This is a genomic window from Pseudomonas delhiensis (assembly GCF_900187975.1).
In the GTDB taxonomy this organism is placed as follows: domain Bacteria; phylum Pseudomonadota; class Gammaproteobacteria; order Pseudomonadales; family Pseudomonadaceae; genus Pseudomonas; species Pseudomonas delhiensis.
In genome coordinates this window covers 1-26,817 of the sequence record NZ_FZPC01000052.1, presented here as the reverse complement: position 1 = coordinate 26,817, position 26,817 = coordinate 1, and the positions used below count along the sequence as shown (strand labels likewise).

At 67.2% G+C, this 26,817-nt stretch carries 26 protein-coding genes; 4 read left to right on the top strand and 22 right to left on the bottom strand.

Annotation, left to right across the window (positions count from 1 at the left end):
* On the bottom strand, positions 1–491 hold a 491-nt coding region (locus tag CHC02_RS29085), incomplete at its 3' end, for an electron transfer flavoprotein subunit beta/FixA family protein (protein WP_089394833.1).
* A gap of 346 nt (positions 492–837) precedes the next feature.
* Between CHC02_RS29085 and CHC02_RS29080 the strand changes: the two genes are divergently transcribed.
* On the top strand, positions 838–2,493 hold the full coding sequence (locus CHC02_RS29080; RefSeq protein WP_089394832.1) for an electron transfer flavoprotein-ubiquinone oxidoreductase: 1,656 nt from the start codon (positions 838–840) through the stop codon (positions 2,491–2,493).
* 236 nt (positions 2,494–2,729) lie between these two features.
* Here the strand turns inward: CHC02_RS29080 and CHC02_RS29075 are convergent, their stop codons facing one another.
* From CHC02_RS29075 to CHC02_RS29055, 5 genes are all read right to left on the bottom strand, one after another.
* Complete coding sequence (locus tag CHC02_RS29075) at positions 2,730–3,290, bottom strand: DUF1285 domain-containing protein (RefSeq protein ID WP_089394831.1); 561 nt, start codon at positions 3,288–3,290, stop codon at positions 2,730–2,732.
* Positions 3,287–3,898 (bottom strand): DUF4823 domain-containing protein, encoded by a 612-nt coding sequence (locus CHC02_RS29070; protein ID WP_089394830.1) that lies wholly within the window; start codon positions 3,896–3,898, stop codon positions 3,287–3,289. Before CHC02_RS29070 ends, CHC02_RS29075 begins: the two co-directional genes overlap by 4 nt.
* Before the next feature lie 64 nt (positions 3,899–3,962).
* The gene (locus CHC02_RS29065) at positions 3,963–4,853 is read right to left on the bottom strand and encodes a radical SAM protein (RefSeq protein WP_089394829.1); all 891 of its coding nucleotides are present in this window, start codon (positions 4,851–4,853) and stop codon (positions 3,963–3,965) included.
* Between the two features lie 28 nt (positions 4,854–4,881).
* Positions 4,882–5,850: a GTP 3',8-cyclase MoaA gene (locus CHC02_RS29060; protein WP_089394828.1), complete on the bottom strand. Its 969-nt coding sequence runs from the start codon at positions 5,848–5,850 to the stop codon at positions 4,882–4,884.
* An 83-nt stretch (positions 5,851–5,933) separates the two neighbouring features.
* On the bottom strand, positions 5,934–6,572 hold the full coding sequence (locus tag CHC02_RS29055; RefSeq protein ID WP_009621451.1) for a TetR/AcrR family transcriptional regulator: 639 nt from the start codon (positions 6,570–6,572) through the stop codon (positions 5,934–5,936).
* Between the two features lie 84 nt (positions 6,573–6,656).
* Here CHC02_RS29055 and CHC02_RS29050 point away from each other — a divergent pair, with 84 nt between their 5' ends.
* Positions 6,657–7,790 (top strand): aminotransferase class V-fold PLP-dependent enzyme, encoded by a 1,134-nt coding sequence (locus CHC02_RS29050; RefSeq protein ID WP_089394827.1) that lies wholly within the window; start codon positions 6,657–6,659, stop codon positions 7,788–7,790.
* A 1,081-nt stretch (positions 7,791–8,871) separates the two neighbouring features.
* Here the strand turns inward: CHC02_RS29050 and CHC02_RS29045 are convergent.
* The 13 genes from CHC02_RS29045 to CHC02_RS28985 all read right to left on the bottom strand — a co-directional run bounded on the left by CHC02_RS29045 (position 8,872) and on the right by CHC02_RS28985 (position 19,095).
* Positions 8,872–9,648 (bottom strand): TatD family hydrolase, encoded by a 777-nt coding sequence (locus CHC02_RS29045; protein WP_089394826.1) that lies wholly within the window; start codon positions 9,646–9,648, stop codon positions 8,872–8,874.
* 73 nt (positions 9,649–9,721) lie between these two features.
* Positions 9,722–10,078 (bottom strand): PilZ domain-containing protein, encoded by a 357-nt coding sequence (locus CHC02_RS29040; RefSeq protein ID WP_009621447.1) that lies wholly within the window; start codon positions 10,076–10,078, stop codon positions 9,722–9,724.
* Between the two features lie 35 nt (positions 10,079–10,113).
* Positions 10,114–11,100 carry a DNA polymerase III subunit delta' gene (locus CHC02_RS29035; RefSeq protein ID WP_089394825.1) on the bottom strand — a complete coding sequence of 329 codons (987 nt, stop codon included), beginning with the start codon at positions 11,098–11,100 and terminating at the stop codon, positions 10,114–10,116.
* The gene (tmk, locus tag CHC02_RS29030) at positions 11,093–11,725 is read right to left on the bottom strand and encodes a dTMP kinase (protein ID WP_089394824.1); all 633 of its coding nucleotides are present in this window, start codon (positions 11,723–11,725) and stop codon (positions 11,093–11,095) included. Before tmk ends, CHC02_RS29035 begins: the two co-directional genes overlap by 8 nt.
* A 21-nt stretch (positions 11,726–11,746) precedes the next feature.
* The gene (gene mltG, locus CHC02_RS29025) at positions 11,747–12,829 is read right to left on the bottom strand and encodes an endolytic transglycosylase MltG (protein WP_089394823.1); all 1,083 of its coding nucleotides are present in this window, start codon (positions 12,827–12,829) and stop codon (positions 11,747–11,749) included.
* 6 nt (positions 12,830–12,835) lie between these two features.
* Complete coding sequence (gene pabC, locus CHC02_RS29020) at positions 12,836–13,651, bottom strand: aminodeoxychorismate lyase (RefSeq protein WP_089394822.1); 816 nt, start codon at positions 13,649–13,651, stop codon at positions 12,836–12,838.
* Positions 13,651–14,895 carry a beta-ketoacyl-ACP synthase II gene (fabF, locus tag CHC02_RS29015; protein ID WP_089394821.1) on the bottom strand — a complete coding sequence of 415 codons (1,245 nt, stop codon included), beginning with the start codon at positions 14,893–14,895 and terminating at the stop codon, positions 13,651–13,653. The genes pabC and fabF overlap by 1 nt, the downstream gene beginning before the upstream one ends.
* Before the next feature lie 128 nt (positions 14,896–15,023).
* Positions 15,024–15,260 carry an acyl carrier protein gene (gene acpP / locus CHC02_RS29010; RefSeq protein WP_007160597.1) on the bottom strand — a complete coding sequence of 79 codons (237 nt, stop codon included), beginning with the start codon at positions 15,258–15,260 and terminating at the stop codon, positions 15,024–15,026.
* 194 nt (positions 15,261–15,454) lie between these two features.
* On the bottom strand, positions 15,455–16,198 hold the full coding sequence (fabG, locus tag CHC02_RS29005; RefSeq protein ID WP_009621431.1) for a 3-oxoacyl-ACP reductase FabG: 744 nt from the start codon (positions 16,196–16,198) through the stop codon (positions 15,455–15,457).
* Between the two features lie 15 nt (positions 16,199–16,213).
* Entirely contained in the window at positions 16,214–17,152 is a 939-nt protein-coding gene (gene fabD, locus CHC02_RS29000) for an ACP S-malonyltransferase (protein ID WP_089394820.1), read from the bottom strand.
* 205 nt (positions 17,153–17,357) lie between these two features.
* Positions 17,358–18,365 (bottom strand): phosphate acyltransferase PlsX, encoded by a 1,008-nt coding sequence (gene plsX, locus CHC02_RS28995; protein ID WP_089394819.1) that lies wholly within the window; start codon positions 18,363–18,365, stop codon positions 17,358–17,360.
* 3 nt (positions 18,366–18,368) lie between these two features.
* Positions 18,369–18,551, bottom strand: coding sequence for a 50S ribosomal protein L32 (gene rpmF, locus CHC02_RS28990; RefSeq protein ID WP_009621425.1), 183 nt, complete (start codon positions 18,549–18,551; stop codon positions 18,369–18,371).
* Positions 18,552–18,564: 13 nt separating this feature from the next.
* Positions 18,565–19,095 (bottom strand): YceD family protein, encoded by a 531-nt coding sequence (locus CHC02_RS28985; protein WP_089394818.1) that lies wholly within the window; start codon positions 19,093–19,095, stop codon positions 18,565–18,567.
* A gap of 110 nt (positions 19,096–19,205) precedes the next feature.
* Here CHC02_RS28985 and CHC02_RS28980 point away from each other — a divergent pair, with 110 nt between their 5' ends.
* Positions 19,206–19,784: a Maf family protein gene (locus tag CHC02_RS28980; protein WP_089394817.1), complete on the top strand. Its 579-nt coding sequence runs from the start codon at positions 19,206–19,208 to the stop codon at positions 19,782–19,784.
* Between the two features lie 208 nt (positions 19,785–19,992).
* Here the strand turns inward: CHC02_RS28980 and sppA are convergent, their stop codons facing one another.
* The 3 genes from sppA to rluC are packed head-to-tail and all read right to left on the bottom strand — an operon-like array spanning position 19,993 to position 22,607.
* A complete protein-coding gene (sppA, locus tag CHC02_RS28975; protein WP_089394816.1) occupies positions 19,993–20,973 on the bottom strand; it encodes a signal peptide peptidase SppA in 981 nt (326 codons plus the stop codon).
* The gene (locus CHC02_RS28970; protein ID WP_089394815.1) at positions 20,963–21,658 is read right to left on the bottom strand and encodes an HAD-IIIA family hydrolase; all 696 of its coding nucleotides are present in this window, start codon (positions 21,656–21,658) and stop codon (positions 20,963–20,965) included. Before CHC02_RS28970 ends, sppA begins: the two co-directional genes overlap by 11 nt.
* Positions 21,651–22,607, bottom strand: coding sequence for a 23S rRNA pseudouridine(955/2504/2580) synthase RluC (rluC, locus tag CHC02_RS28965; RefSeq protein ID WP_089394814.1), 957 nt, complete (start codon positions 22,605–22,607; stop codon positions 21,651–21,653). The genes CHC02_RS28970 and rluC overlap by 8 nt, the downstream gene beginning before the upstream one ends.
* A 579-nt stretch (positions 22,608–23,186) precedes the next feature.
* Here rluC and rne point away from each other — a divergent pair.
* A complete protein-coding gene (gene rne / locus CHC02_RS28955; protein WP_089394813.1) occupies positions 23,187–26,468 on the top strand; it encodes a ribonuclease E in 3,282 nt (1,093 codons plus the stop codon).
* Positions 26,469–26,817: the final 349 nt, after the last annotated feature.

Genomic DNA, 26,817 nt, shown 5'->3' with positions numbered 1-26,817 from the left:
TGCAGGCCGCCATCGATCTCACGGGTGACATTGACCTTGTCGCCAGCCACTTCGACCTTGGAGGCGAAGGTGCCCTGGGCGTAGCCGGTCAGCGCGGCCAGCATCTGGCCGGTCTGGTTGTTGTCGCTGTCGATGGCCTGCTTGCCGAGGATGACCAGCTGCGGCTGCTCTTTGTCGACCACGGCCTTCAGGGCCTTGGCGATGGCCAGGGAATTCAGTTCTTCGTTGGTCTCGACCAGGATGGCGCGGTCGGCGCCCAGGGCCAGGGCGGTACGCAGTTGTTCCTGGGCGGCAGTCGGGCCGACGGAGACGGCGACGATTTCAGTGGCGACGCCCTTTTCCTTCAGACGCACGGCCTCTTCCACGGCGATTTCGCAGAAGGGGTTCATGGACATCTTCACGTTGGCGAGATCGACGCCGGAGTTGTCCGCCTTGACGCGGACCTTGACGTTATAGTCAACCACTCGTTTGACAGCTACAAGAACCTTCATGGATTCCTCGTTTTTCTCCGGTGAATAGGAATGTCGCCAGACAGGCCTGGCCGGTAGTGCACGCCATCTGCGACTACATCCAGCGAGACCGCGACCGCAAAACCGTGGCTATCTTGACCGCATCGCCCTGTCGGGTCAATACGCGTGAATGCCCGTTCATAAGGCGCGGAAGCCGATTCTATCAGGCTTCCGCGCATTTCAAACAAACGTTTGTATTGCCCAAAACGGGGGGTATAACTATGCTGGGCCCTGTCGCTATAATTGCGCCCCGCTCTGTCCGGGGTAGCGCCCCCGGCCCCATACCAACAAATAGCCTGTAGAGCCTTGAGTTAGGAGAGATCGAGAAGTGGAACGCGAATACATGGAATTCGACGTCGTCATCGTCGGCGCCGGCCCTGCCGGTCTGTCCGCCGCATGCCGACTGAAGCAGAAGGCCGCCGACGCGGGTCAGGAGATCAGCGTCTGTGTGGTCGAGAAGGGTTCCGAAGTAGGCGCCCACATTCTTTCCGGGGCCGTGTTCGAGCCGCGCGCGCTGAACGAGCTGTTCCCCAACTGGAAGGAACTCGAAGCCCCGCTGAACACCCCGGTCAAGCGCGACGACATCTACGTCCTGAAGAACGACCAGGCCGCCACCAGGGTGCCGAACTTCTTCGTGCCCAAGACCATGCACAACGAGGGCAACTACATCATCTCCCTGGGCAACCTGTGCCGCTGGCTGGCCCAGCAGGCCGAAGGCCTGGGCGTGGAGATCTACCCGGGCTTCGCCGCCCAGGAAGCCCTGATCGACGAGAACGGCGTGGTCCGCGGCATCGTCACCGGTGACCTGGGCGTCGACCGCGAAGGCAATCCGAAAGAAGGGTACTACACCCCCGGTATGGAGCTGCGCGCCAAGTACACCCTGTTCGCCGAAGGCTGCCGTGGCCACATCGGCAAGCAACTGATCAGGAAGTACAAGCTCGACAGCGGCGCCGACGCCCAGCACTACGGCATCGGCATCAAGGAAATCTGGGACATCGACCCGGCCAAGCACGAGCAGGGCCTGGTGGTGCACACCGCCGGCTGGCCGCTGAACGACGACAACCCGGGCGGCTCCTTCCTCTATCACCTGGAGAACAACCAGGTGGTCGTGGGCCTGATCATCGACCTGTCCTACAGCAACCCGCACCTGTCGCCCTTCGACGAGTTCCAGCGCTACAAGCACCACCCGGTGATCAAGCAGTACCTGGAAGGCGGCAAGCGCGTGGCCTACGGCGCCCGCGCCATCTGCAAGGGCGGCTACAACTCGCTGCCGAAGATGGTCTTCCCCGGCGGCGCGCTGATCGGCTGCGACCTGGGCACCCTGAACTTCGCCAAGATCAAGGGCAGCCACACCGCCATGAAGTCCGGCATGCTGGCCGCCGAGGCCATCGCCGAGGCCCTGGCCGCCGGCCGCGAGGGCGGCGACGAGCTGACCAACTACGTGGACGCGTTCAAGGCCAGCTGGCTGTACGACGAACTGTTCCGCAGCCGCAACTTCGGCGCGGCCATCCACAAGTTCGGCGCCATCGGTGGCGGTGCGTTCAACTTCATCGACCAGAACTTCTTCGGCGGCAAGATCCCGGTCACCCTGCACGACACCACCCCGGACTACGCCAGCCTGAAGAAGGCCAGCGAAGCGCCGAAGATCGACTACCCGAAACCCGACGGCAAGCTGAGCTTCGACAAGCTGTCCTCGGTGTTCCTCTCCAACACCAACCACGAGGAAGACCAGCCGATCCACCTCAAGCTGGCCGACCCGAGCGTGCCCATCGCCAAGAACCTGCCGCTCTACGACGAACCGGCGCAGCGCTACTGCCCGGCCGGCGTGTACGAAGTGGTGAGCAACGACGACGGCAGCAAGCGCTTCCAGATCAACGCGCAGAACTGCGTGCACTGCAAGACCTGCGACATCAAGGACCCGGCGCAGAACATCACCTGGGTCGCCCCGGAAGGCACCGGCGGGCCGAACTACCCCAACATGTAAGGCCGCCGTGTAATGAAGAACGCCGTTTCCCTCACAGGAAACGGCGTTTTTTTGTGCCTGTCGTAAGAGCAAACCTGGCGCGGCCGGCAAGACAGTTGCTGGACTGTAGGAGCGGGCCCTGCCCGCGAATCGCGCGCAGGGCGCGCTCCTACAAGGAGTACGGGCGCAGGGGCTTGAGGCCCCAACCGCTGTAGCGGCACCTTTGGCGGACTACCGGCCACCTCGGGACCTGCCGGTCACGGCTGCGGGCCGATGGGGAAGAACTCGCCGCCGCTCCATACGCCCAGCCACTGCTGGCCATCGATCAGGCGCGGCGCGGCCAGCTCGACCAGTTGGTAGAACACGTTGCGGTGGATCAGCGCCTCCAGGTTGCTGCGCACCAGCACGTAGGGAGCCGGCTCCTGGGTCTGCGGGTCGATGTCGACGCGGATCGGGTGGTCGGCGCCGGCGACGAACTCGTCCTCGACGTTGCTGGTGAAGCGCAGTTGCTGGGCCTCGCCCTGCCCTTCCACGCCCAGGGTCACGGCGACGAAGGGCGCATCGTCGACGCGGATGCCGCACTTCTCCACCGGAGTGACCAGGAAGTAGTCGTCGCCATCGCGGCGGATGATGCTGGAGAACAGCTTGACCATCGGCTTGCGCCCGATGGGCGTGCCCAGGTAGTACCAGGTACCGTCGCGGGCGATGCGCATGTCGATGTCGCCGCAGAACGGCGGGTTCCACAGGTGCACGGGCGGCAGGCCCTTGCTGGCGGGAATCTGCGCCAGCAGGTCGCCGGCCTTGCCTGTATCGGTCATTGGAACTCCTCGGTCGCCCTCACCCCCAGCAGGCTGCGGGCGTACTCTTCCAGCGGCGGCCCGATCAGGTCCTCGGGCCGGGCGTCGTAGAACGTCAGGAAACCGCCGCGGCTGCGGATGGTGGCGCTGTCCAGCAGGAAGCGGTTGCCGGTGTCGATCAGCATCACCTGGATCACGCTGCGGTCGCGTCCGACGTCGTTGTCGGTGTCTTCGTACTCTTCCCAGTTTCCCACATTGTCCTCGCCGCGGGCGAAGCGCGTGTACAGCAGGTAGTCGGCGCCCGCCGCCCGCGCCTCCTGCATGGCCTCGTCCAGGCCCTCCGGGGCCTTGGCCCGGCGCACTTGCGGGAAGTATTCGACGAAGCCCCTGAAGGCCTCCTCGGCCACCACGTTGGGCCGCGCGTAGGGATGCCCCGGCGGCACGAAGTGCCCCTGGGCGATGTAGATGAAGGAGTCCGCCTGCAGCCGCCAGTTCCCCGTGCGGCGGGTCTGGCTGTGGTCGAGGAAGCCGGCGTCGCCCATGTAGTAGCCGGTGCGTTCGGCCATGTCGCTGGGCTTCATGCAGCCGGCCAGCGCAGCCAGGGCCAGGGTCAACAACAGGTAGCGCATTCGATCTCTCCGCGGCCGGCGTCGAAAAACCGGCGTTGGCCGGACGGATGCAGCTTCCGCGCCATCACAGGCCGCGCTGCCATTCCTGGCGCAGCTTCGCCTGCTGCGGCCGCTCGATGGCCTCGCGCACCTGGGCCAGCAGGCGCGGCTTGTCGGCGCCGAGCACGCCCTTGAGCACCAGGTAGTTGGAGGCATGGTCGCTGCGGAACACGGTGTCGCGCAGCTCCAGGCCCTGCAGCAGGCGCTCGACCTCGGCGAACAGCTGGGCCCGGTCCAGCGGCTGGAAGTCCGGGAAGCCCGCCCGGAAGCGCTGTTCGCCGGTGGGGAAGCTGACCACCAGGGTGGAGAGGAACTCCGGCTGCGCGGCGTTCATCAGGCGCGCCGAGTTGTCCGCGTGCTGCTCGCTCAGGCCCTGGCCGCCGAGGCCGTTGAGGATCATCAGCGAACGCTGGATGCCGGCCTGGCCGAGCTTGTCCAGGGCATCGAGGGTCGAGGCGTAGGTCTCGCCCTTGTTCACCCGCGCCAGCACCTCGTCGTCGCCGGACTCGGCGCCGACATAGGCCATGCCCAGCCCGGCGTCGGCCAACTCCTTCAGTTCTTCCACCGACTTCCTGCGCAGGTTGCGCGGCAGGCAGTAGCTGGACACCCGCCGCACCTCCGGCAGGTGCTCGCGGATCGCCCGCAGGATGTTCAGCAGGCGCCGCGTCGGCAGTACCAGGGCATCGCCGTCGGCGAGGAATACACGCTGGACGATCAGGCGCTCGCCGCAGCGGCGGATCTCCTCCAGCACCTCGGCCTCGTCGCGGGCGCGGAATTTCTTCTGCGGCTGGGTGTACATCTCGCAGAACCCGCACTGGTTCCAGGAACAGCCGTTGGTCACCGGCAGGATCAGCGAATGCGCCTCGCTCGGCGGGCGGAACACCGGTTCGATATAGGAAATGGGGAAGTCGTGCATGGATCGCCTGGCTTGGGGATGTCGGGTTTCAGCCGCCGATGATCTTCATCACCGTGGCGCCACCGGAGAAGGCCACTTCCTGCTTGTCCGCCAGGGCCTTCACCAGCAGCCGCTGCAGGGCCGGCAGGGCCTGGTGGCGCGGCTTGTCGAGCAGGTCGCCGACGTAGTGGCGGTTGCTGGAGGACAGGCAGCCGTGCAGCCAGCCGGTGGAGGACAGGCGCAGCCGCGAGCAGGTGCGGCAGAAGGGCACGCTCTCGTTGGCGATCACGCCGAAGAAGCCCCGCCCCGGCACTTCGTAGCGCAGGGCGGTGGCGTCCACCGGCGCGTTGGCCTGGACGTAGGGATGGTCGCGGCCGATCAGCCCGAGCAGTTCCTGCAGCCCGACGAACTGGCTGGCGAAGGCATTGCCGTCGCGGGCCAGGTGGCCCATGCGCATCAGCTCGATGAAGCGCAGCTCGAAGCCGCGCTCCAGGCAGTAGTCCAGCAGCGGCACCACCTGGTCGAGGTTGCTCCCGCGCAGCGGCACCATGTTGACCTTGACCTTCATGCCCGCGGCGCTGGCCTCGTCCAGCCCCTTGAGCACCGTGGCCAGGTCACCGCCACGGGCGATGCCGCGGAAGGCCGCGGCGTCCAGGGTATCCAGGGAGATGTTCAGCCGGCGGATGCCGCAATCGAGCAGCAGCGGCAGCTTGCGCGACAGCAGCTGGCCGTTGCTGGTCAGGCTGATGTCCTTGAGCCCGAGGCCGCTGACGCCATGGAGGAAGGCATCCAGCTTGGGGCTGACCAGCGGCTCGCCGCCGGTGACGCGCAGCCGTTCGATGCCGGCGGCCTCGATCAGGTAGGCCACCCCGCGCACCAGGCTCTGCGCGGAAAGCTCGTCCTGCGCGGCGACCAGCCGCTTGCCGTCCGGCACGCAGTAGGTGCAGGCGTAGTTGCAGGCGGCGGTAAGGCTGACGCGCAGGTTGCGGAAGCGCCTGCCCTGGCGGTCGACGATCATCGATCGGCTCCGGCGGAGAGTGTCCTGTCAGTATATCCCCGCCATGGCCGCGGCGGCTGCCCGAAAGCGCCGCCGGCATTGGCTCAGGCGGCGGGGGTGTCGCCGTCGCGCTTGCGCTTGTTGCCCATGCGCACGCCGATGTCCATGAGGAACTGGAAGAAGCCCTCCTGGTCCTCCAGCACCTCGCGCCAGAACGGCGAGTGGTACAGCGCCACGGCGCCGTGCACCAGGGCCCAGGCCGCGCAGTAGTGGAAGTACGCGGGCACGTCTTCCAGCTTGCCGGCGGCGATGCGCTCCTTGATCAGCTGGCTGAGGCGCTCGAAGTTGGATTCGCGGATCTTGTGCAGCTCCTCGACCATCTCCGGCACCTGGCTGTTCTTCACCACCTTCTCTTCCAGGCGGTCGAACAGGCGGTAGCGCTGCGGGTCGCGCATGCGGAACTCGAAGTAGGCGCGCGACAGGCGTTCCTTGTCGCGGGCGACGTCCTCGGAATGGAACAGCGCCGCCAGGTCGCGCTCGTAGTCGAGCATCAGGCGCAGGTAGATTTCCGCCTTCGACTTGAAGTGCTTGTAGATGGTGCCTTTGCCGATACCCACGGCATCGGCGATCATCTCGACCGTGACACTGTCCTCGCCCTGCTCCAGGAACAGCTTGAGGGCGGTGTCGAGGATCTCCTGTTCGCGACGACGGAATTCGCGAACCTTGCGTGGCTCTTTCTGCATAAAAAGACTGTTCGGTCAAAAATAGTCAAAATCCGGAGCCGCGTATTATGCCTATTCAGCGCCAAAATGCACGGAACATCCGCCATGAATCCGCTTTCTTTCGAGTTTCCCCAGGAACCCGGCCTACGTTACCTGAACCATGCGGCCGTGGCGCCCTGGCCCAGGCGTAGCGCCGATGCCGTCGCCGCCTTCGCCAGCGAGAACATCCGCCTGGGCGCGCGCGACTATCCGCAGTGGCTGCAGGTGGAGAACCGCCTGCGCCAGCGCCTTGCGTACCTGGTCGGCGCCACCACCACGGGCGACGTCGCCCTGGTGAAGAATACGTCCGAAGCCCTTTCCTTCGTGGCTTTCGGACTCGACTGGCGCGCCGGCGACCAGGTGGTGATCAGCGACCAGGAATTCCCCTCCAACCGTGTCGTCTGGGAAGCCCTGAAGCCCCGCGGGGTGGAAGTCATCCAGGTGAGCCTGGCCGGCGCCGACCCGGAAGCGGACCTGCTGGCCGCCTGCGGGCCGCGCACCCGCCTGTTGTCGATCAGCGCCGTGCAGTACGCCAGCGGCCTGCGCATGGACCTGGAACGCCTGGGCGCCGGCTGCCGCCAGCGCGGGGTGCTGTTCTGCGTCGACGCCATCCAGCAGCTCGGCGCCCTGCCCTTCGACGCCCAGGCCTACGACTGCGCCTTCGCCATGGCCGACGGCCACAAGTGGATGCTCGGCCCCGAGGGCCTGGGCGTGTTCTACTGCCGCGCCGCCGAGCGCGACCTGCTGTCCCTGCAGGAATACGGCTGGCACATGCTGGAGAACGCCGGCAACTACAACCAGGCCGACTGGCAGCCGGCGCACAGCGCACGGCGCTTCGAATGCGGCAGCCCGAACATGCTCGGCGCCGTGGCGCTGGACGCCAGCCTGGGGCTGCTGGAAGAAGTCGGCATGCCGGCGGTCGGCGCCGCCCTGGCCGAGCGGGTACAGGCCTTGCAGGACGGCCTGCAACGCATCCCCGGGGCGCGCCTGCACAGCCCGCTGCAACCCGAACGCCGGGCCGGCATCCTGACCTTCAGCCTGGACGGTTGGGACAATGCCCGCCTGCACGAGCGGCTCAAGGCCGAGCAGGTGGTGTGCATCCAGCGCGGCGCCGGGGTGCGCTTCTCGCCGCACTTCTACACGCCGGAAAACGTGATAGAGGACACGTTGGCCATCATCGCCGCCCTGGCCCGGGAATAAGCCGCAACCCGCGAGCCAGGGGGCCTGGCCCCGCGGGCAAGCGGCAAATGGCGGGCCATGGGCGGCGCAGTATTCCAAATCCGTTTAAAAAACCGCCGGGCGGATGTGGAAGCTCCGCGAACTTGGCCAATACTTGAAGTTACTGGTGTGCGGCATCTCCCCCCAAGTGCCCCGCCAGTGAAGGTACCGAGGATCGCGTACCTTATTGTTACACTCCTAATGGTCTTGACCCGGATTCATCCCCCAGAACCCGGGTTTTTTTTATGTGCGTGAAAGAGTGCCGGCCTGAAGGCCCTGTAGGAGCGAGCTTGCTCGCGAACCTTGGGCCCGCGTCTCTCTACCAATCGTCATTCCCGCGAACGCGGGAACCCAATTGGCTTGGGGGCTTGGTGTAGCGCGCCGCTCCGAGTGCTCGGATGTCTCTTGTTTCGCCCTCTCGGGCGAGTCACTTTTGTCAAACGCCACAAAAGTAACCAAAAAGGCTTGCCCCGCATACGGGCCCGATGGAGCCGGGCTACCCTCGCGAACTCCCCCGCCACGGAGGCCCGCCCCGAGGGTACGTCCCTGTAGCCCATCGGGGCTCTCGCGACATCCATGTCGCATGACCTCCTGAGCGCCGGTTTCGCTCGGCCTTCTGAAGGGGCGTTCCGGTGCGCTTGGATGTTTCTCTGGAAATCCAAAAACCAGAGCAAGAGCCGCTTTTGCTCTTCGTAGGAGCGAGCTTGCTCGCGAACCCTGACTCGGCCCCCTCCCTAACCCTCCCCCGCAAGCGGGAGAGGGGACCGTTCGGCGTGATGCGAAACCGCGAAGCTCCCGGGTTCCCACGTAGGGCGCATAACGCCTACGGCGTTATCCGCCGAATCGCGGACAGAGTCCGCTCCTACGGTTCCAGGAAAGCACGGTCGTAGGAGCGGCCGTCCGCGATTGGATTCGCCGACCGTGCCGGACGCCCCGGTGGCATGGCCAACGGCGGATAACCGCGAACGGTTATTCGCCCTACGATGGGCGCGAATCGCAAACGAAGGTGCCAGGTAAGCACGACCGTAGGAGCGGACTCCATCCGCAAACCATCAAACAGGCATCACGCCGCCAGCGGGAACAGCCGCTTGAAATTGGCCGTGGTCTGCTCCGCCAGGGTCTCGAAGCTCACCCCGCGCAACACCGCCAGGTACTCGGCGACCTCGCGCACGTACTCCGGCAGGTTCGGCTTGCCGCGGTGCGGCACCGGCGCGAGGTAGGGCGAGTCGGTTTCCACCAGCAGGCGCTCGGCCGGCACCTGGCGGGCCACTTCGCGCAGCGCCTCGGCGTTGCGGAAGGTGACTATGCCCGACAGCGAGATGTAGAAGCCGATGTCCAGGGCCGCCCTGGCCATTTCCCAGTCCTCGGTGAAGCAGTGCAGCACGCCGGCCTGGGGCAGCGCCGCCTCGCGCAGCAGCGCCAGGGTGTCGGCGCGGGCCTCGCGGGTGTGGACGATGACCGGCTTGCCGGTGAGCTTCGCCGCCTCCAGGTGCAGGCGGAAGGCTTCCTGCTGCAGTTCGGCGGCCTCGGGTTCGTAGTGGTAGTCCAGGCCGGTCTCGCCGATGGCCACCACCCGCGGGTGGTTCAGTTCGGCCAGCAGCCAGTCCAGGGCCGGGGCGGCGCCGGGTTCCAGGTCCAGCGGGTGGACGCCCACCGAGCAGTGCACGTCGGCGTAGCGCTCGGCCAGGTCCTTGACCGCCCGGGCGTTGTCGGCGCTGACGCCGATGCACAGGAACTGCCCGACGCCCCGGGCGCGCGCGGCGTCCAGGGCGGCGTCGAGCGAGCCGCCGTGGGCGGCCAGGTCGAGGCGGTCGAGGTGGCAATGGGAATCGACGAGCATGGAAAGGCTACTCCGGAAATGACGAAGCGCCCCTTCGGGCGCCTCCTGCGTTCGACGGCACGTCTGCCGCGGATTACATGGTGTGGGTCGGCCTGTCGGACTTCAGCGCCCCGGCCAGGTAGGTCTCGATCTTGTTGCGCGCGGTGTTGTCGCCGTCGTTGAACTGTACGCCGATGCCCGCGGCGCGGTTGCCCTGGGCGCCCTTGGGGGTGATCCAGACCACCTTGCCGGCCACCGGGATCTTCTCCGGCTCGTCCATCAGGTTGAGCAGCATGAAGACCTCGTCGCCCAGCTTGTAGGTCTTGTTGGTCGGGATGAACAGCCCGCCGTTGCGAATGAACGGCATGTAGGCGGCATAGAGTACGGACTTGTCCTTGATGGTCAGGGACAGGATACCGTTACGCGGTCCCAGGTTCGGTGGCAAGCTCATGCGGCTGTCCTAGCGATGATCCGATTGGCCCGATTCTAGCCCGCTCCCGGCAGGCTTGCCCACTGCGCCAGCAAGGCTTCGAGAAGCAGGGCACGGTTGAGGTTGGCCTTGTTCAGGACTTTCTGCCGGTGCTCCAGCAGCCAGTCCTGGATCGCCATGACCTTGGGCTGGGTGGATTTCTCCGCCAGGTACTGCAGCACCTTGCGCATGTCCGCCAGGCCCAGGCCCGCCTCGTCGCGGGTCAGCTGGTAGCGCAGGATGCCCAGCGCCCAGTCGCAGAACCAGTCGAACAGCAGCGGCAGCGGCACGGCGCTCCAGCTCTCGGCCAACTGGCCGGGGGCGATCTGCTGCTTGAGCAGCTTCTTCACCCCCTCCACCACCAGCGCGCGCTGCTCGCGCACGCCCTGGCCATGCAGGCGCAGGGCGGTCAGCGGCGAGCCGCCGGCCAGCGCCAGCAGCTCGTCGATGGCCTCCGGCGTCTCGTCCGGCAGTGCGGCGGCGAGGAAGGCGCGGCTCTGCCCGGCGCTCGGCAGCGGGCAGGCCTGCTGCACGCAGCGGCTCTTGATGGTCGGCAGCAGGCGGCTGGGCTGGTGGCTGATGAGGATCAGCACGGTGTCGCCGGAGGGCTCCTCCAGGCTCTTGAGCAGGGCGTTGGCGGAGTTGAGGTTCATCGCCTCGGCCGGCTCCAGCAGCACCACCTTGCGCCCGCCCAGCTGCGCGGTCTGCACCACGAAGTCCACCAGCTCGCGGACCTGGTCGACGCGGATCGGCTTCTCCGGCTCTTCGGGCTCCAGCAGGAAGAAGTCCGGATGGGTGCCGGCGACGAGCAACTGGCAGCCCTTGCACTGGCCACAGGCGCGGCCATCGACCGGGCGCTGGCAGAGCAGCAGGGCCGCCAGGTTGTCGGCCAGGGCGCGCTTGCCGATGCCGGCCGGGCCGTGCAGCAGGTAGGCGTGGGCATGCCGCGGGCGGCCGCTGAGTTGCTGCCAGAGCGTGGCCTGCCAGGGGTAGATTTCAGCCATGCAGGCGCTCCAGCAGGTTCGGCAGCAGGCTCGCGATGTCGGCCTGCACGCGCTCCAGCGGCTGCGCGGCGTCGAGCACCTGGTAGCGCCGCGGCTCGGCGGCGGCGCGGCGCAGGTAGGTCTGGCGCACCGCCTCGAAGAACCCGCGGTCTTCCTGCTCGAAGCGGTCCAGGCGGCCGCGGGCGGCGGCGCGGGCCAGGCCGACGTCCACCGGCAGGTCGAAGACCAGGGTCAGGTCCGGGCGCAGATCGCCCTGGACGAAGCGTTCCAGTTCGGCGATACGCGCTTCCGGCAAGCCGCGGCCGCCGCCCTGGTAGGCGTAGGTGGCGTCGGTGAAGCGGTCGCAGAGCACCACCGCGCCGCGGGCCAGGGCCGGGCGGATGACCTGGGCGATGTGCTGGGCGCGGGCGGCGAACATCAGCAGTAGCTCGGTATCCACCGCCATCGGCTCGTCGCTGGGGGCCAGCAGCAGGTCGCGGATGCGCTCGGCCAGCGGCGTGCCGCCGGGCTCGCGGGTCAGCTGCACTTCCACGCCGCGTTCGCGCAGGCGCTCGGCCAGGTACTCGCGGTTGGTGGTCTTGCCCGCGCCTTCGGGGCCTTCCAGGGTGACGAACAGGCCGCTCACTCGGCTCTCCTTCTGTCTGTGCTACTGCTGCGCCGGCGGCGCCTCGGGGCTCGCTTCCGGCGCCGGCGCGGGAGCCGGGGCGGGGCTGGACCGGTAGTCCGCGCGCCGCTTCAGCTGGTACTCCTGCACCGCCTTGTTGTGGTCGTCGAGGTTGTCGGAAAACACGTGGCTGCCATCGCCACGGGCGACGAAATACAGGCTCTGGCCATCGGCCGGGTTGAGCGCGGCGTGGATCGCCTCGCGCCCGGGCATGGCGATCGGCGTCGGCGGCAGGCCGGCGATCAGGTAGGTGTTGTAGGGGCTGGGCTCGCGCAGGTCGGCGCGGCTGATCCTGCCGTTGTAGCGCGTGCCCATGCCGTAGATCACGGTCGGGTCGGTCTGCAGCAGCATGTTCTTCTGCAGGCGGCGCACGAAGACCCCGGCGATCTGCTGGCGCTCCTGGGGCACGCCGGTTTCCTTCTCGATCAGCGAGGCCATGATCAGCGCCTGGTACGGGTCCTTGTAGGGCAGGTCGCCGCTGCGTGCCTGCCATTCCTGGTCGAGGATGCGCTCCATGCGCTGGTAGGCCAGCTTGAGCAGGTCGATGTCGCGCATGCCGCGCACGTAGCGGTAGGTGTCCGGGAAGAAGTGCCCCTCGGGCACGACGCCGGCCTTGCCCAGGCGCTTCATCACCTCTTCGTCGCCGAGGCCGGCCAGGGTGGCCTCCAGCTTGGGCTGGCGCGCCAGCAGTTCGCGGAACTGGTGGAAGGTCCAGCCCTCGACCAGGGTCAGGCTGTACTGCACCACGTCGCCTTCGCGCCACAGTTCCAGCAGGTCGTCGCCGCGCATCCCCGGCTTGAGCCGGTACTCGCCGCTGTGCAGGGCCTGCCCGGCCAGGTTGAAGCGCCAGTACAGGCGCAGCCAGAACGCGCCGTGCAGCACTTCCTCGTCCTGCAGGCGGCTCAGCAGCGCCCCCGGCGTGGCGCCGGACGGGACGTCCAGCAGGCGTTCTTCGGTGAGCTGCAGCGGCTGCTGCAGGGCCCGGCGCTGCTCCCAGCCGGCCAGGCCGAGCAACAGCCCGGCCAGCAGCAGGCCGCTTTCCAGCAGCACCAGCAATTTGCGCATCACAGGTCAGGAATCCAGGCGTTCGCGGAAGTGGGCTTGCAGTTTACGGGTGATCGCCCCGACCGGCCAGGCATGGGCTTCGAGTCGACGCACCGGCCAGATACCGTAGAGGCTGTTGCAAAGGAAGACCTCATCGGCGTGCAACAGTTCGTCGTAGGCAACATCCCGAATCATCGTCGCAATGCCCTGCCCCGCCGCCCACTCCAGCAGTTCGGCGCGCATCACCCCGGCGACCCCGCAGCGGCTCAGCGCCGGGGTGAGCAATTCGCCGCCGCGGACCAGGAACAGGTTGCTGAAGACGCCCTCGACCACCCTTCCGCCCTGGTCGCGCATCAGCCCCTCGGCGAAAGCCGGATCGCTCCATTCGCTGCGGGCCAGGACCTGCTCCAGGCGGTTGAGGTGCTTGAGGCCGGCCAGCAGCGGCTGCTCGGCCAGGCGGGTGGCGCAGGGAAAAAGGGCGATGCCCTCGTCGAAATTGGCCGCCGGATAGGCCGGCGCCGGCGAGCCGACCAGGATGCGCCGCACCTGGGCATCGGCCGGCGCGGCATAACCGCGCAGGCCTTCGCCGCGGGTTAGCATCAGCTTGGCCACGCCTTCGCCCAGTTGCGCGGCGAAAGCCAGCAGCTCCTGCTCCACCAGGTCCAGCGGCGCCGGCAGGCGCAGGCGCCGCGTGCCCTCCTCCAGGCGCGCCAGGTGCCGCGCCAGCAGGCGCGGCCGGCCGGCACGCACGGCGATGGTCTCGAACAGGCCATCGCCGTAGGCCAGCCCGCGATCGCGCACGGACAGGGCCTCGGCGGGCCGGCCGTCGACCCAGGCGGGCATCAGCCGTTGAACCGGCGGAACACCAGGGAACCGTTGGTGCCGCCGAAGCCGAAGGAGTTGGACACCGCCACCTCGATGCTGCGCTCCTTGACCTGGTTCGCCACCAGGTCGAGGTCGCAGCCTTCGTCCGGGTTCTCCAGGTTGATGGTCGGCGGCGCCACCTGGTCGCGCAGGGCCAGGACGCAGAAGATGGCTTCCACGGCGCCGGCGGCACCGAGCAGGTGGCCGGTCATGGACTTGGTCGAGCTCATCGACAGCTTGTAGGCCTGCTCGCCGAAGATCGACTTCACCGCGGCGATCTCGGCGATGTCGCCGGCCGGGGTGGAGGTGCCGTGGGCGTTGATGTAGTCGACCTGCTCCGGGTTCAGGCCGGCGTCGCGCAGGGCGTTCTTCATGCAACGGGCGGCGCCCGCGCCATCTTCCGGCGGCGCGGTCATGTGGAAGGCGTCGCCGCTCATGCCGAAGCCGACCAGCTCGGCGTAGATCCGCGCGCCACGGGCCCTGGCGTGCTCCAGCTCTTCCAGCACCACGGCGCCGGCGCCGTCGGAAAGCACGAAGCCGTCGCGGTCCCTGTCCCACGGGCGGCTGGCGCGGGCCGGCTCGTCGTTGCGGGTGGACAGCGCGCGGGCCGCGCCGAAGCCGCCGATACCCAGGCCGCAGGTGGCCATTTCGGAACCGCCGGCGACCATCACGTCAGCCTCGCCGTAGGCGATGTTGCGCGCGGCCATGCCGATGTTGTGGGTGCCGGTGGTGCAGGCGGTGGTGATGGCGTAGTTGGGGCCCTGCAGACCGAGGTTGATCGACAGGAACCCGGAAACCATGTTGATGACCGAGCCGGGCACGAAGAACGGCGAAATGCGCCGCGGCCCCTGCTCGAACATGGAACGGCAGGTATTCTCGATGTTGGTCAGGCCGCCGATGCCGGAGCCGATGGCGACGCCGATGCGCTCGCGGTTGGCGTCGGTGACTTCCAGACCGGAATCGCGCACCGCCTGGTAACTGGCGGCCAGGCCGTACTGGATGAACAGGTCGAGTTTGCGGGCTTCCTTGGCGGACATGTACTGCTCGACGTCGAACCCCCTCACCGAACCGCCGAAGCGGGTGGGGAAGGCGGAAAGGTCCATGTGCTCGATCGGGGCGATACCGCTGCGGCCGGCCAGGATACCCTGCCAGGAACTCGGCACGTCCACGCCCAGGGGCGAGAGCATACCCATGCCAGTGATGACGACGCGTCTGCGCGACACTACGACTTCCTCATTTTGCGAATACACGGCATAGGCGCCGGACCGCGACCAGGGCTGTCCAGCGCTACGCTAAAGAAAAGCCGCACGCCTTTGCAGGCCGTGCGGCTTCTTCCGTCGGAAACGGCTACTTATTGCTGGTGGGCAACGATGTAGTCGATGGCTTCCTGGACGGTGGTGATCTTTTCGGCTTGCTCGTCGGGGATTTCGGTCTCGAATTCCTCTTCCAGAGCCATCACCAGCTCAACGGTGTCAAGGGAGTCCGCGCCCAGGTCTTCGACGAAGGAAGCGCTGTTGGTGACTTCTTCTTCCTTAACGCCGAGTTGCTCAGCAACGATCTTCTTGACGCGTTCTTCGATGGTGCTCATACCTTGTTTTCACTCCTATGGACAATCCGTACAGCTGGGCTGCGGGTAAGTGTATAGAAAGGGTTTTCTGCTTTTCAAGCTGAACGCCGACGCCCCTTCGCGACCACCACGATGTTCTGTCTATAACCCAGTTGCATCTATATAACGGATTTTAGACAGCGCATATGACACATCCGCGAAGAGTAAGGTCACATTCAGCTCATGTACATTCCGCCATTCACCGGTACCGTGGCGCCGGTCACATAGGCGGCACCATCGGAGGCGAGGAATCCTACCACCTTGGCGATCTCTTCGGCTTGGCCGAGACGCCCCAGCGGAATCTGGCCGAGCAGCGCTTCGCGCTGGGCTTCGGGCAGTTCGCGGGTCATGTCGGTGTCGATGAAGCCCGGGGCCACCGCGTTGACGGTGATGGCACGGGAGCCCACTTCGCGCGCCAGCGCGCGGGTGAAGCCCTCTAGACCGGCCTTCGCCGCGGCGTAGTTGGTCTGCCCGGCATTGCCCATGGCACCGACCACCGAACCGATGTTGATGATGCGGCCCCAGCGCGCCTTGGTCATGCCGCGCAGCACGGCTTTCGACAGACGGTAGAGGCTGTTGAGGTTGGTGTTGACCACGTCGAACCACTCGTCGTCCTTCATCCGCATCAGCAGGTTGTCGCGGGTGATGCCGGCGTTGTTGACCACGATCAGCGGCTGGCCGAGGTGCTGCTGGATGTGTTCGAGGGTGGAAGCGACGGATTCGTCGCTGGAAACGTCCAGGACCAGGCCGGCGCCTTCGATGCCATTGGCCTTGAGGTACTCGGCGATCTTCTCGGCGCCCGAGGCGCTGGTGGCGGTGCCGATGACGATGGCGCCCAGGCGGCCCAGCTCCAGGGCGATGGCCTGGCCGATGCCGCGGCTCGCGCCGGTGACCAGGGCAACCTTACCTTGCAGACTCATGCTCTTATCTCCTGTTCAAGCCAGAGCCGCACGAGCCGCCGCGAAGGCGTCCGCCGAATCCAGATTGTGGGTGTTCACGCCCTTGGCGCAACGCTTGTTCAGGCCGGCCAGGACCTTGCCAGGGCCGCACTCTACCAGATCGGTGACGCCCTTGGCGGCGAGCAGTTGCACGGTCTCGACCCAGCGCACCAGGCTGTACAGCTGCGCCAGCAGGTCGCGCTTGAGGGTGGCGAGGTCCGCCGGCACCTGGGCGCTGACGTTCTGCACCAGGGCGATGCCCGGCACCTGCCAGGCAATGGCTTCCACCGCCTCGGCGAAGCGCTCGGCGGCCGGGCGCATCAGCGCGCAGTGCGACGGCACGCTGACCGGCAGCGCCACGGCGCGCTTGGCGCCGCGGGCCTTGCAGGCCTCGATGGCGCGCTCGACCGCGGCGGCGGCGCCGGCGATCACCACCTGGCCGGGGGCGTTGAAGTTCACCGCGCTGACCACGTCACCCTGCGCGGCTTCGGCGCAGGCGGCCAGCACGTCGGCATCTTCCAGGCCGAGGATCGCGGCCATGCCGCCGGTCCCGGCGGGCACCGCTTCCTGCATCAATTGGCCGCGGCGCTCGACCAGCTTCACCGCGTCGGCGAAGCCCAGGCTGCCGGCGGCGACCAGGGCCGAGTACTCGCCCAGGCTGTGGCCGGCGACGTAGGCCGGCGCGGCGCCGCCCTCGGCCTGCCAGAGGCGCCACAGGGCAATGGAGGCGGCGAGGATGGCCGGCTGGGTCTTGTCGGTCTGGTTCAGGCGCTCTTCCGGGCCTTCCTGCACCAGCGCCCAGAGGTCGTAGCCCAGGGCCGAGGAGGCTTCGGCGAAGGTGTCACGCACCAGTGCGTGCTGCGCGCCCAGCTCGGCCAGCATGCCGAGGGATTGCGAGCCCTGGCCGGGGAAAACGAATGCGAGGGATGCGGACATTGCAACGGGTCCCTTGTGTCTGTTTCGTCGAAGGGTAACGCCAGCAGCAGCCTGGCGCATGGAACTGACAGTTGGATGACGGCCTCGACCGCGCGGTCACATCGCCAGGGCGGGGATTTCATCTCGCCGGGCGACCTTGCGAGCGCGGTGCGCAAGCATACTTCCATTACCGCCAGAAATCTCTATTTCCTTTCTATTCAGCTACTTAGAGAAGGCTTTCGAGCCGCCCGTGGAGCCGCTGCGGCAGGTTCTCGCGGATTTCCGCCAGGGCCCGGCGCAGCGCGCTCTGGATGCCCTCCTCGGCCGCGCTGCCGTGGCTCTTCACCACGATGCCCTGCAGCCCCAGGAAACTCGCGCCATTGTGCCGGGCCGGCGTCAGGTCGCTGCGCAGGCGGCGCAGCAGCGGCATGGCCACAAGGCCAATGGCCTTCGCCGACAGGCTGGACGCGAACAGTTGCTCCAGGCGGCTGACCACCATGGCCGCCAGACCCTCGCTGGCCTTGAGCAGGATATTGCCGACGAAGCCATCGCACACCACCACGTCGGCCAGGCCGCGGTACAGGCCGTCGCCCTCTATGTAGCCGATGTAGTTGATGCCGCGGGCCTGCTCCAGCAGGGTCGAGGCCAGCTTGACCTGCTGGTTGCCCTTGATTTCCTCGGTGCCGACATTGAGCAGCGCCACCTTCGGGTTGGCCTTGCCCAGCGCCTCGGCCGCCACCGCGCCCATCACGGCGAACTGGTAGAGATGCTCGGCGCTGCAGTCGACGTTCGCCCCCAGGTCCAGCAGGTGGCAATGCCCGGTCTGGGTCGGCACCGCGGTGACCATGGCCGGCCGGTCGATGCCCGGCAGGGTCTTGAGCAGGTAGCGCGACAGGGCCATCAGCGCCCCGGTGTTGCCGGCGCTGACGCAGGCATGGGCCGCACCGTCGCGGACCAGTTCCAGGGCGACGCGCATGGAGGAGTCGGGCTTGCTGCGCAGGGCCTGGGACGGGCGTTCGTCCATGCCGATGACTTCGCTGGCGTGCTGGATGTGCAGGCGCGGGCGGTCGACCGCGGAAACGCGGGCGCAGAGTTCTTCGAGGAGGGGGGCCTGGCCGACGAGGACCAGTTGCAGGGCGGGGTTTTCGGCCAGGAAGGAAATGCTGGCCGGAACAATGCAGTGGGGACCGAAGTCCCCACCCATTGCATCAATCGCGATGATTGGTGCGGACAAGGATTACTCGTCAGAGCCCTTGTCTACGACCTTGCGGCCGCGATAGAAGCCGTCCGGGGAGACGTGGTGACGCAGGTGAACCTCACCGGTGCTCTTTTCCACGGACAGAGCGTTCGCATCGAGCGCATCGTGGGAACGACGCATGTCACGAGCGGAACGGGATTTTTTGTTCTGCTGAACAGCCATGATTGATTAACTCCTAAACGTTTGGGTCACGCTTCAACTGCGCCAGTACGCTGAACGGGTTGGGACGCTCTTCCACGTTCTCGCTCGGCTCGGGCGCTGCTGCAAATCCCGCCGGATGCTGGCATTCCTCAGGGTCATGGGCCGGAACGATGGGCAAGGCGAGCAACAGCTCATCCTCGACCAGAGGCGGCAGGTCGAGGGGGTCCTCCCCCACTTCCAGCGCATCGTACCCCTTCGGCAGCCCTTCGGCAGACTGGCCTTCCCAGAGGATGGCGAAGTCGGACTCGCTGGTGACCTGGAAGGTCGCCGGCTCGAGGCAGCGTTGGCATACCATGCTCACCTGCGCGTCGACTTCGACATGCATGACCGCAAGCTTCTGCTCGTCGCGGTGGAAGAAGAACTTCGCCCGGACGTTGCCGTCGCTGTTGGTCAGCTGTTCGCAAACCCGCGGCATGCTGGCGAGCGGCAGCACACCCTCGAGGGTGGCTTCGCGCTCTACCAGTTTGCGCGGATCGACGTGAGGTGGTATCGGCCCATTCAACATAAGCGCGCCATTATAGGGATGCCCCCGTCCCTGTCAAAGGAAATTAGGCATAAACCGCTGTATGGACAGCCTTTTCGCTAGAATCGCGGACTTCGCCCAGGAGACCCCCGATGCGCCCACTGATTCTCGCCTCAAGCTCGCCCTACCGCCGCGAACTGCTGCAACGCCTGCGCCTGCCCTTCGAATGCGCAAGCCCGGATATAGATGAAAGCCCGCTGCCCGACGAAAGCGCCGAACAGCTGGTGCGCCGCCTCGCCGAAGCCAAGGCGCGAACGCTGGCGGCGCGCTTTCCCCAGCACCTGATCATCGGCTCGGACCAGGCCGCCGTCCAGGGCCAGGCGATCCTCGGCAAGCCGCACACCCTGGAACGGGCCGTGGAACAGCTCAAGGCCTCCAGCGGCAACAGCGTCAGCTTCCTCACCGGCCTGGCCCTGCTGGACAGCGCCAGCGGCCGCTGCCAGGTGGACTGCATCCCCTTCCGCGTGCACTTCCGCGAACTGGACGAGGCGCGCATCCGCCGCTACCTCGAGGCCGAGCGCCCCTTCGACTGCGCCGGCAGCTTCAAGGCCGAGGGCCTGGGCGTCAGCCTGTTCCGCGCGACCGAGGGCGAGGACGGCACCAGCCTGGTCGGCCTGCCGCTGATCCGCCTGGTGGACATGCTGCTGGCCGAAGGGGTGCAGGTTCCCTGACCATCGCGGACGGAGTCCTCCTACAATCGACGCCTTCCGGAACATGTAGGAGCGCGCCCTGCGCGCGAATCGCGGGCAGGGCCCGCTCCTACAGGGGAATGGCACGGGCGGGCGGCGTAGGAGCGGAGGCCGACAAGGCCCGCCCCAGGAACGAAAAAGCCGCTGCCTTCCTATATAAAGGCAGCGGCCCGTTTCGAGCAGCGGGACCTCAGCGCAGCGCCGGCCCCTGCCAGCCCATCCACAGCGCCAGGCGCTCGGCGACGCTGGTGCCGAGCTTCTTGGCGAAGCGGTCGAACGGCGTTTCCTGCACGGTGTAGTCGACGATCTCCTTTTCCTTGATGACGTCGCGCGCCACGTAGCTGGTGCTGCCCAGGCCATCGATCAGGCCGAGTTGCAGCGCCTGCTCGCCGGACCAGATCAGCCCGGAGAACAGCTCGGGGTGGTCCTTGTCCTTCAGGCGGTCGCCACGCCCTTTCTTCACGCTGTCGATGAACTGCTTGTGGGTGGTGTCCAGCACCCCCTGCCAGAACTGCGTCTCTTCGGCCTTGGGCGGCTGGAAGGGATCGAGGAAGGCCTTGTGCTCGCCGGAGGTGTAGACGCGGCGATCGACGCCGAGCTTCTCCATGGTGCCGACGAAGCCGAAGGTGGCGGCGGTGACGCCGATGGAGCCGACCAGGCTGGCCTTGTCGGCGTAGATTTCGTCGGCGGCGCTGGCGATGTAGTAGGCCCCGGAGGCCCCCAGGTCGCTGATCACCGCATAGACCTTCACATCCGGATGCAGGCCGCGCTGGCGCTTGATCTCGTCATAGATGTAGCCGGACTGCACCGGGCTGCCGCCCGGGCTGTTGATGCGCAGGACGATGCCCTTGGTGCCGGTATCCTCGAAGGCCGCCTTCAGCGCCCCCACGACATTGTCGGCGCTGGCCGGCTCGTCGTCGGCGATCATGCCCTTCACCTCGATCAGGGCGGTATGGCTGCCGCTGCGCGAGGCCGACTTGGACAGGCCGCTGAAGGGGGTGAACAGCGCCAGGGCGAGGAACAGGTAGGCGAAGGTCAGCAGCTTGAAGAAGATGCCCCAGCGACGAGCCCGGCGCTGCTCCTGCACGCCGGCCAGCACCGCCTTCTCCAGCAGCTTCCAGCTCTTCGCATCCGACGGGCCGGATTCCTCGGCCTTCCACTCATCCGACATGCTCGCTCACCTCGATCCATGGGTCCTGCGCCCGGCCATCCAGCCAGGCGCGCAATTCGTTGAAATGCCCGATCTCCAGGCGCGGGCCGTATTCGCGCAACACCGACAGCGGCTGCGCCCCGTAGGACACCGCCACCGAGTCCATGCCCGCGCGGCGCGCCATCTCCAGGTCGAAGGGCGCATCCCCGACCATCACCGCACGCCGCGGCTCGACCCGGCAATGCGCGAGGATCTCGTGCAGCATGCGCGGGTCGGGCTTGCTCGCCGACTCGTCGGCGGCGCGGGTGATATCGAAGAAACCTTCCCAGCCCTGCCCCTTCAGCACCCGGTCCAGGCCACGGCGGCTCTTGCCGGTGGCGACCGCCAGACGGTAGCCGGACTGGCGGAAATGCTCCAGCGCATCGGCCACGCCCGGGAACAAAGGAGAAGGCTCGACCTCCAGCATCAGATAATGCTCGGCGTAGTCGCCACGAAAGACTGTCAGCGCAGCCTCGTCGTCGACCTCCGGGTACAGCGTCTGGATCGCCTCCGGCAACCCCAGGCCGATGATGCCTTTTATGGCCTCGTCACTGCGCTGCGGCAGCCCGGAGCGCTCGGCCGCCACCCGCATCGACTCGACGATGCGGCCGACGGAGTCGACCAGGGTGCCGTCCCAGTCGAAGACCAGCAGCGCGTAATCAGGCATCCAGGCGCTCCAGCGTGCTGCGCCACATGTCGTCCACCTCGGCGTCCAGCTCCAGGGTGGAGCCGTCGGGCATGGGCACGCGCAGCTGCGCGGAATGCAGGAACAGGCGCTTGCCGCCCAGCTCGCGGATCTCGCGGGAGAACTCGTCGTCGCCGTACTTGGCGTCGCCGGCGATGGAATGCCCGGCATGCTTGGCGTGCACGCGGATCTGGTGGGTGCGCCCGGTGATCGGCCGCGCCTCCACCAGGGTGGCGAAGTCGCCGAAGCGGCGCAGCACCTTGAACTCGGTGAGCGCATCCTTGCCTTCGACGTTGACCTCCACCATGCGCTCGCCGGAGCGCAGGTTGTTCTTCATCAGCGGCGCGCGGATCTGCTTCTTCGCCGCCGGCCAGCTACCGCGCACCAGGGCGTGGTAGCGCTTGTCCACCACGTGCTCGTTGCGCAGGGCGTCGTGCAGGTGGCGCAGCATGCTGCGCTTCTTGGCGATCATCAGCAGGCCGGAGGTATCACGGTCCAGGCGGTGCACCAGCTCCAGGTCCCTGGCCTCCGGGCGCAGCTGGCGGAAGGCCTCGATCACGCCGTAGCTGAGGCCGCTGCCGCCATGCACGGCGATGCCGGCGGGCTTGTTGATCACGATCAGCGCCTTGTCCTCGTAGACGATGGCGGCCTCCAGGCGCTCCAGCAGCCCCTGGGCCAGCGGCGCCGGCTCGTCACGCTCGGCCAGGCGCAGCGGCGGCACGCGCACCAGGTCCCCGGCCTGCAGCTTGTACTCGGGCTTGATCCGCCCCTTGTTCACCCGCACCTCGCCCTTGCGCAGGATGCGGTAGATCAAGGTCTTGGGTACGCCTTTGAGCTGGGTTCTGAGGAAATTGTCGATGCGCTGGCCGGCATATTCCGGCGAGACTTCAAGCAGCTGGACGCCGGAAGTCGGAGGGGTGGGAGTCGTCATCCGCTCATCATAGCAATTTTTCATTCAATTGAAGCACTTAATCATTGCTGCTATATTCGGGAGGCCGCCAAAAGTGGCCGGGCCCGCGGATGTCAGCGAAATCGCCATCCCCGCTGCCTGCAAGCACATTGAACGGACGTGAGGCAGTCCTGCGAAGCGTTGCCGTGGCGGATCAGCGAATCCCTCGACGCAACGACTCGGAACCCGAGCCTTGAGACATGACGCACGGCTGCCTCGGTAGCCGTGAAAAGCCAACCCGCTCCCGGATTCTGCGAGCGGCACCCGCTTCTTCAATAGGAAACGTGCAGGGTGGAGATGCACAACCGTCGGACCGCGTAGCTTGCATAGCCTTGTTTAAGACGCACTCTTTCGTCCGCCTCCGACAGTTGATTCCTCCTCCTGTTGATTGCTTGTTCACAGGACAAGCAGGAGACGTAGTCGCGACCCGGCCCGTTGCTGGCCGGACGTCGCTGGACACGGGAATGGCCCGCCATTCCTGAGTACGCGCCTGAGCACCGACCGTGAGAGTCGTGGGTGCCGATTGCCGTTTCCGGTGGCCCCGGAAACCATTGGTACTACATGAAAAGAATGCTGATCAACGCAACTCAACCCGAAGAGTTGCGTGTAGCGCTGGTAGATGGCCAGCGTCTGTTCGACCTGGACATCGAGTCCGGCGCGCGCGAACAGAAGAAGGCCAACATCTACAAGGGCCGCATCACCCGCGTCGAGCCCAGCCTGGAAGCCGCCTTCGTCGACTTCGGCGCCGAGCGCCACGGCTTCCTCCCCCTCAAGGAAATTTCCCGCGAGTACTTCAAGAAGAACCCCGAAGGGCGCATCAACATCAAGGAAGTGCTCAGCGAAGGCCAGGAAGTCATCGTCCAGGTCGAGAAGGAAGAACGCGGCAACAAGGGCGCAGCCCTGACCACCTTCATCAGCCTGGCCGGCCGCTACCTGGTGCTGATGCCGAACAACCCCCGCGCCGGCGGCATCTCCCGCCGCATCGAGGGCGAGGAGCGCAACGAACTGCGCGAAGCCCTGAACGGCCTCAACGCCCCCGCCGACATGGGCCTGATCGTCCGCACCGCGGGCCTGGGCCGCAGCTCCGAGGAGCTGCAGTGGGACCTGGACTACCTGCTGCAACTGTGGGGCGCCATCAAGGAAGCCTCCGGCGAGCGCGGCGCGCCCTTCCTGATCTACCAGGAAAGCAACGTCATCATCCGCGCCATCCGCGACTACCTGCGCCAGGACATCGGCGAAGTGCTGATCGACAGCATCGACGCCCAGGAAGAAGCCCTGAACTTCATCCGCCAGGTGATGCCGCAGTACGCCAGCAAGGTCAAGCTGTACCAGGACAGCGTTCCGCTGTTCAACCGCTTCCAGATCGAGAGCCAGATCGAGACCGCCTTCCAGCGCGAAGTGAAGCTGCCCTCCGGCGGCTCCATCGTCATCGACCCGACCGAGGCCCTGGTCTCCATCGACATCAACTCGGCGCGCGCCACCAAGGGCGGCGACATCGAGGAAACCGCCCTGCAGACCAACCTGGAAGCGGCCGAGGAAATCGCCCGCCAGCTGCGCCTGCGTGACATCGGCGGCCTGATCGTCATCGACTTCATCGACATGACCCCGGCGAAGAACCAGCGCGCCGTGGAAGAGCGCGTGCGCGAAGCCCTCGAGGCCGACCGTGCACGCGTCCAGGTCGGGCGCATCTCGCGCTTCGGCCTGCTGGAGATGTCCCGCCAGCGCCTGCGCCCGTCCCTCGGCGAGACCAGCGGCATCGTCTGCCCGCGTTGCAACGGCCAGGGCATCATCCGCGACGTGGAATCCCTGTCGCTGGCCATCCTGCGCCTGATCGAGGAAGAAGCGCTGAAGGACCGCACCGCGGAAGTCCGCGCCCGCGTACCCTTCCAGGTCGCCGCCTTCCTGCTCAACGAGAAGCGCAACGCCATCACCAAGATCGAGCTGCGCACCCGCGCGCGCATCTTCATCCTGCCGGACGAGCACCTGGAAACCCCGCACTTCGAAGTGCAGCGCCTGCGTGACGACAACCCGGACCTGCTGGTCGGCCACACCAGCTACGAGATGGCCCTGGTCGAGCACGAGGAAGTCCAGCCGGTCAGCGCCACCCGCACCCTGGTCCGCCAGGAAGCCGCGGTGAAGACCGTTTCCCCGCAGACCCCCGCCCCGCAGCAGGCCGAGCAGGCCGCCGCGCCGCAGCCGGTGGAAGCCGCCAAGCCGATGCCGCAGCCGAGCCTGTTCCAGGGCCTGGTCAAGTCGCTGGTGAGCCTGTTCGCCGGCAAGGAAGAAGAGGCCAAGCCGGCCGTCAGCGCCGAGAAGCCCGCCAGCGAGCGCAGCTCGACCCCGGACGAGCGCCGCAACGGCCGCCAGCAGAACCGTCGCCGTGACGGCGGCCGTCGCGACGACGAGCGCAAGCCCCGCGAAGAGCGTGGCGAACGCAACGAGCGCCGCCGCGAAGAACGCGCCGAGCGTCAGCCCCGCGAAGAGCGCCAGCCGCGTGAAGAACGCGCCGAACGCCAGCCCCGCGAGGAGCGTCAACCGCGCGAAGAACGCGCCGAGCGTCAGCCCCGCGAGGAACGCCAGCCGCGTGAAGAGCGCGCCGAGCGTCAACCCCGCGAGGAACGCCAACCGCGCGAAGAACGCGCCGAGCGCCAGCCCCGCGAGGAGCGTCAGCCGCGCGAAGAGCGCGCCGAACGCCAACCGCGCGAGGAACGCCAGCCGCGTGAAGAACGTGCCGAGCGCCAGCCCCGCGAGGAGCGTCAGCCGCGCGAAGAACGTGCCGAGCGCCAGCCGGGCGAAGACCGTCAGCCCCGCGAGGAACGCCAGCCGCGCGAAGAGCGTGGTGAGCGTCGCGAACGTGGCGAACGCCAGCCCCGCGAGGAGCGCCAGGCCCGCGAAGCCGCACTGGAAGCCGAAGAGCTGCCGAACGGCGAGGAACTGCTGGAGCAGGACGACCAGGAAGGTGGCGATGACGAGCGTCCGCGCCGCCGTTCCCGTGGCCAGCGCCGCCGCAGCAACCGCCGCGAGCGTCAGCGCGAAGTCGGCGTGGACGGCCTGGAGGCCGGCGAACAGCAGGAAGGCAGCGAGTCGCCGTCCGCCCCGGCCCTGGTCGCAAGCGGCGCCGCCGCGGTAGCCGTGGTCGCCGAGCAGGTCGTCGAGGCTGCCAGCGAGCAGGCCGCCGAGCCGGTCGCTGCCGTCGAGGCCAGCGCCGAGTCCGTGGTGGTCACCGAGACCCACGAGGAAAGCGCCGGCGAGCAGATCGTAGAGTTCAGCCTGCAGCCGAGCGAATCCGCCCCGGCCGCCGTCGAACCGGCCGAGCAGCCTGCCGCGGAAGCCGTGGTCGAGGCCGCTCCGGTCGTCGAAAGCGCCCCCGTCGAACCCCAGGTGGTCGAAGCCCCGGCCGTCCAGGCCGAGCCCGCTGTCGCCGCACCGAGCCAGGACGACGCACAGCCGGCAGCCAACGCCACCGGCCGCGCCCTGAACGACCCGCGCGAGCGCCGTCGTCTGCAGCGCGAAGCCGAGCGCCTGGCCCGCGAAGCCGCGGAAGCCGCCGCTGCGGCTCCGGCCGTCGTGGAAACCGCTGTGGTCGAACAGGCCGCCGAGGTGGAAGCTGTCGTCGAGGCGCCGGTCGCCGCTGCGGAAGAAAGCGTCGTGGAAGCGGCCCAGGAAGCCGTTGAGGCACCTGCTGCCGAAGCTGCCGAAGCTGCCGAAGCTGCCGAAGCTGCCAAAGCTGCCAAAGCTGCCAAAGCTGCCGAAGGCGAGCAGGCCATGAAGGCCGTCGAGGAGCAAGTCGAGGCCGAACAGGCCGAGCAGCGCCGCGAAGAAGTGGAAAAGCACCACGGCTGATCGCCCGCGTGCTGAAAAAAGGGGATGCCTAGGCATCCCCTTTTTTATGTCCCGCGGATACGTAGGGCGCATAACGCCTACGGCGTTATCCGCCGTTTGGCCGTGATCTTCGGCGGCTCCGGGGTTGGACTGAGCATTGGTGGTGGCCCCGGCGTATCGGCGGATAACCGCGAACGGTTATTCGCCCTACGTCATGGTCGGGCCTGGCGTAGGGCGCATAACGCCTACGGCGTTATCCGCCGTTTGACCGTGACCTTCGGCGGCTCCGGGGTTGGACTGAGCATTGGCGGTGGCCCCGGCGTATCGGCGGATAACCGCGAACGGTTATTCGCCCTACGTCATGGTCGGG

Coding starts and splice junctions, on each gene's coding strand:
- CHC02_RS28985 (WP_089394818.1), bottom strand. CDS start 19,095: ATGTTGAATGGGCCGATACCACCTCACGTCGATCCGCGCAAACTGGTA.
- rne (WP_089394813.1), top strand. CDS start 23,187: ATGAAAAGAATGCTGATCAACGCAACTCAACCCGAAGAGTTGCGTGTA.
- CHC02_RS29040 (WP_009621447.1), bottom strand. CDS start 10,078: ATGAGCTTGCCACCGAACCTGGGACCGCGTAACGGTATCCTGTCCCTG.
- CHC02_RS29035 (WP_089394825.1), bottom strand. CDS start 11,100: ATGGCTGAAATCTACCCCTGGCAGGCCACGCTCTGGCAGCAACTCAGC.
- CHC02_RS29075 (WP_089394831.1), bottom strand. CDS start 3,290: ATGACCGATACAGGCAAGGCCGGCGACCTGCTGGCGCAGATTCCCGCC.
- rluC (WP_089394814.1), bottom strand. CDS start 22,607: ATGACGACTCCCACCCCTCCGACTTCCGGCGTCCAGCTGCTTGAAGTC.
- sppA (WP_089394816.1), bottom strand. CDS start 20,973: ATGTCGGATGAGTGGAAGGCCGAGGAATCCGGCCCGTCGGATGCGAAG.
- CHC02_RS29045 (WP_089394826.1), bottom strand. CDS start 9,648: ATGCTCGTCGATTCCCATTGCCACCTCGACCGCCTCGACCTGGCCGCC.
- mltG (WP_089394823.1), bottom strand. CDS start 12,829: ATGCGCAAATTGCTGGTGCTGCTGGAAAGCGGCCTGCTGCTGGCCGGG.
- fabG (WP_009621431.1), bottom strand. CDS start 16,198: ATGAGTCTGCAAGGTAAGGTTGCCCTGGTCACCGGCGCGAGCCGCGGC.
- CHC02_RS29055 (WP_009621451.1), bottom strand. CDS start 6,572: ATGCAGAAAGAGCCACGCAAGGTTCGCGAATTCCGTCGTCGCGAACAG.
- CHC02_RS29065 (WP_089394829.1), bottom strand. CDS start 4,853: ATGCACGACTTCCCCATTTCCTATATCGAACCGGTGTTCCGCCCGCCG.
- CHC02_RS29070 (WP_089394830.1), bottom strand. CDS start 3,898: ATGCGCTACCTGTTGTTGACCCTGGCCCTGGCTGCGCTGGCCGGCTGC.
- pabC (WP_089394822.1), bottom strand. CDS start 13,651: ATGCCCGCCTGGGTCGACGGCCGGCCCGCCGAGGCCCTGTCCGTGCGC.
- CHC02_RS28970 (WP_089394815.1), bottom strand. CDS start 21,658: ATGCCTGATTACGCGCTGCTGGTCTTCGACTGGGACGGCACCCTGGTC.
- CHC02_RS29060 (WP_089394828.1), bottom strand. CDS start 5,850: ATGATCGTCGACCGCCAGGGCAGGCGCTTCCGCAACCTGCGCGTCAGC.
- CHC02_RS29050 (WP_089394827.1), top strand. CDS start 6,657: ATGAATCCGCTTTCTTTCGAGTTTCCCCAGGAACCCGGCCTACGTTAC.
- rpmF (WP_009621425.1), bottom strand. CDS start 18,551: ATGGCTGTTCAGCAGAACAAAAAATCCCGTTCCGCTCGTGACATGCGT.
- acpP (WP_007160597.1), bottom strand. CDS start 15,260: ATGAGCACCATCGAAGAACGCGTCAAGAAGATCGTTGCTGAGCAACTC.
- fabD (WP_089394820.1), bottom strand. CDS start 17,152: ATGTCCGCATCCCTCGCATTCGTTTTCCCCGGCCAGGGCTCGCAATCC.
- CHC02_RS28980 (WP_089394817.1), top strand. CDS start 19,206: ATGCGCCCACTGATTCTCGCCTCAAGCTCGCCCTACCGCCGCGAACTG.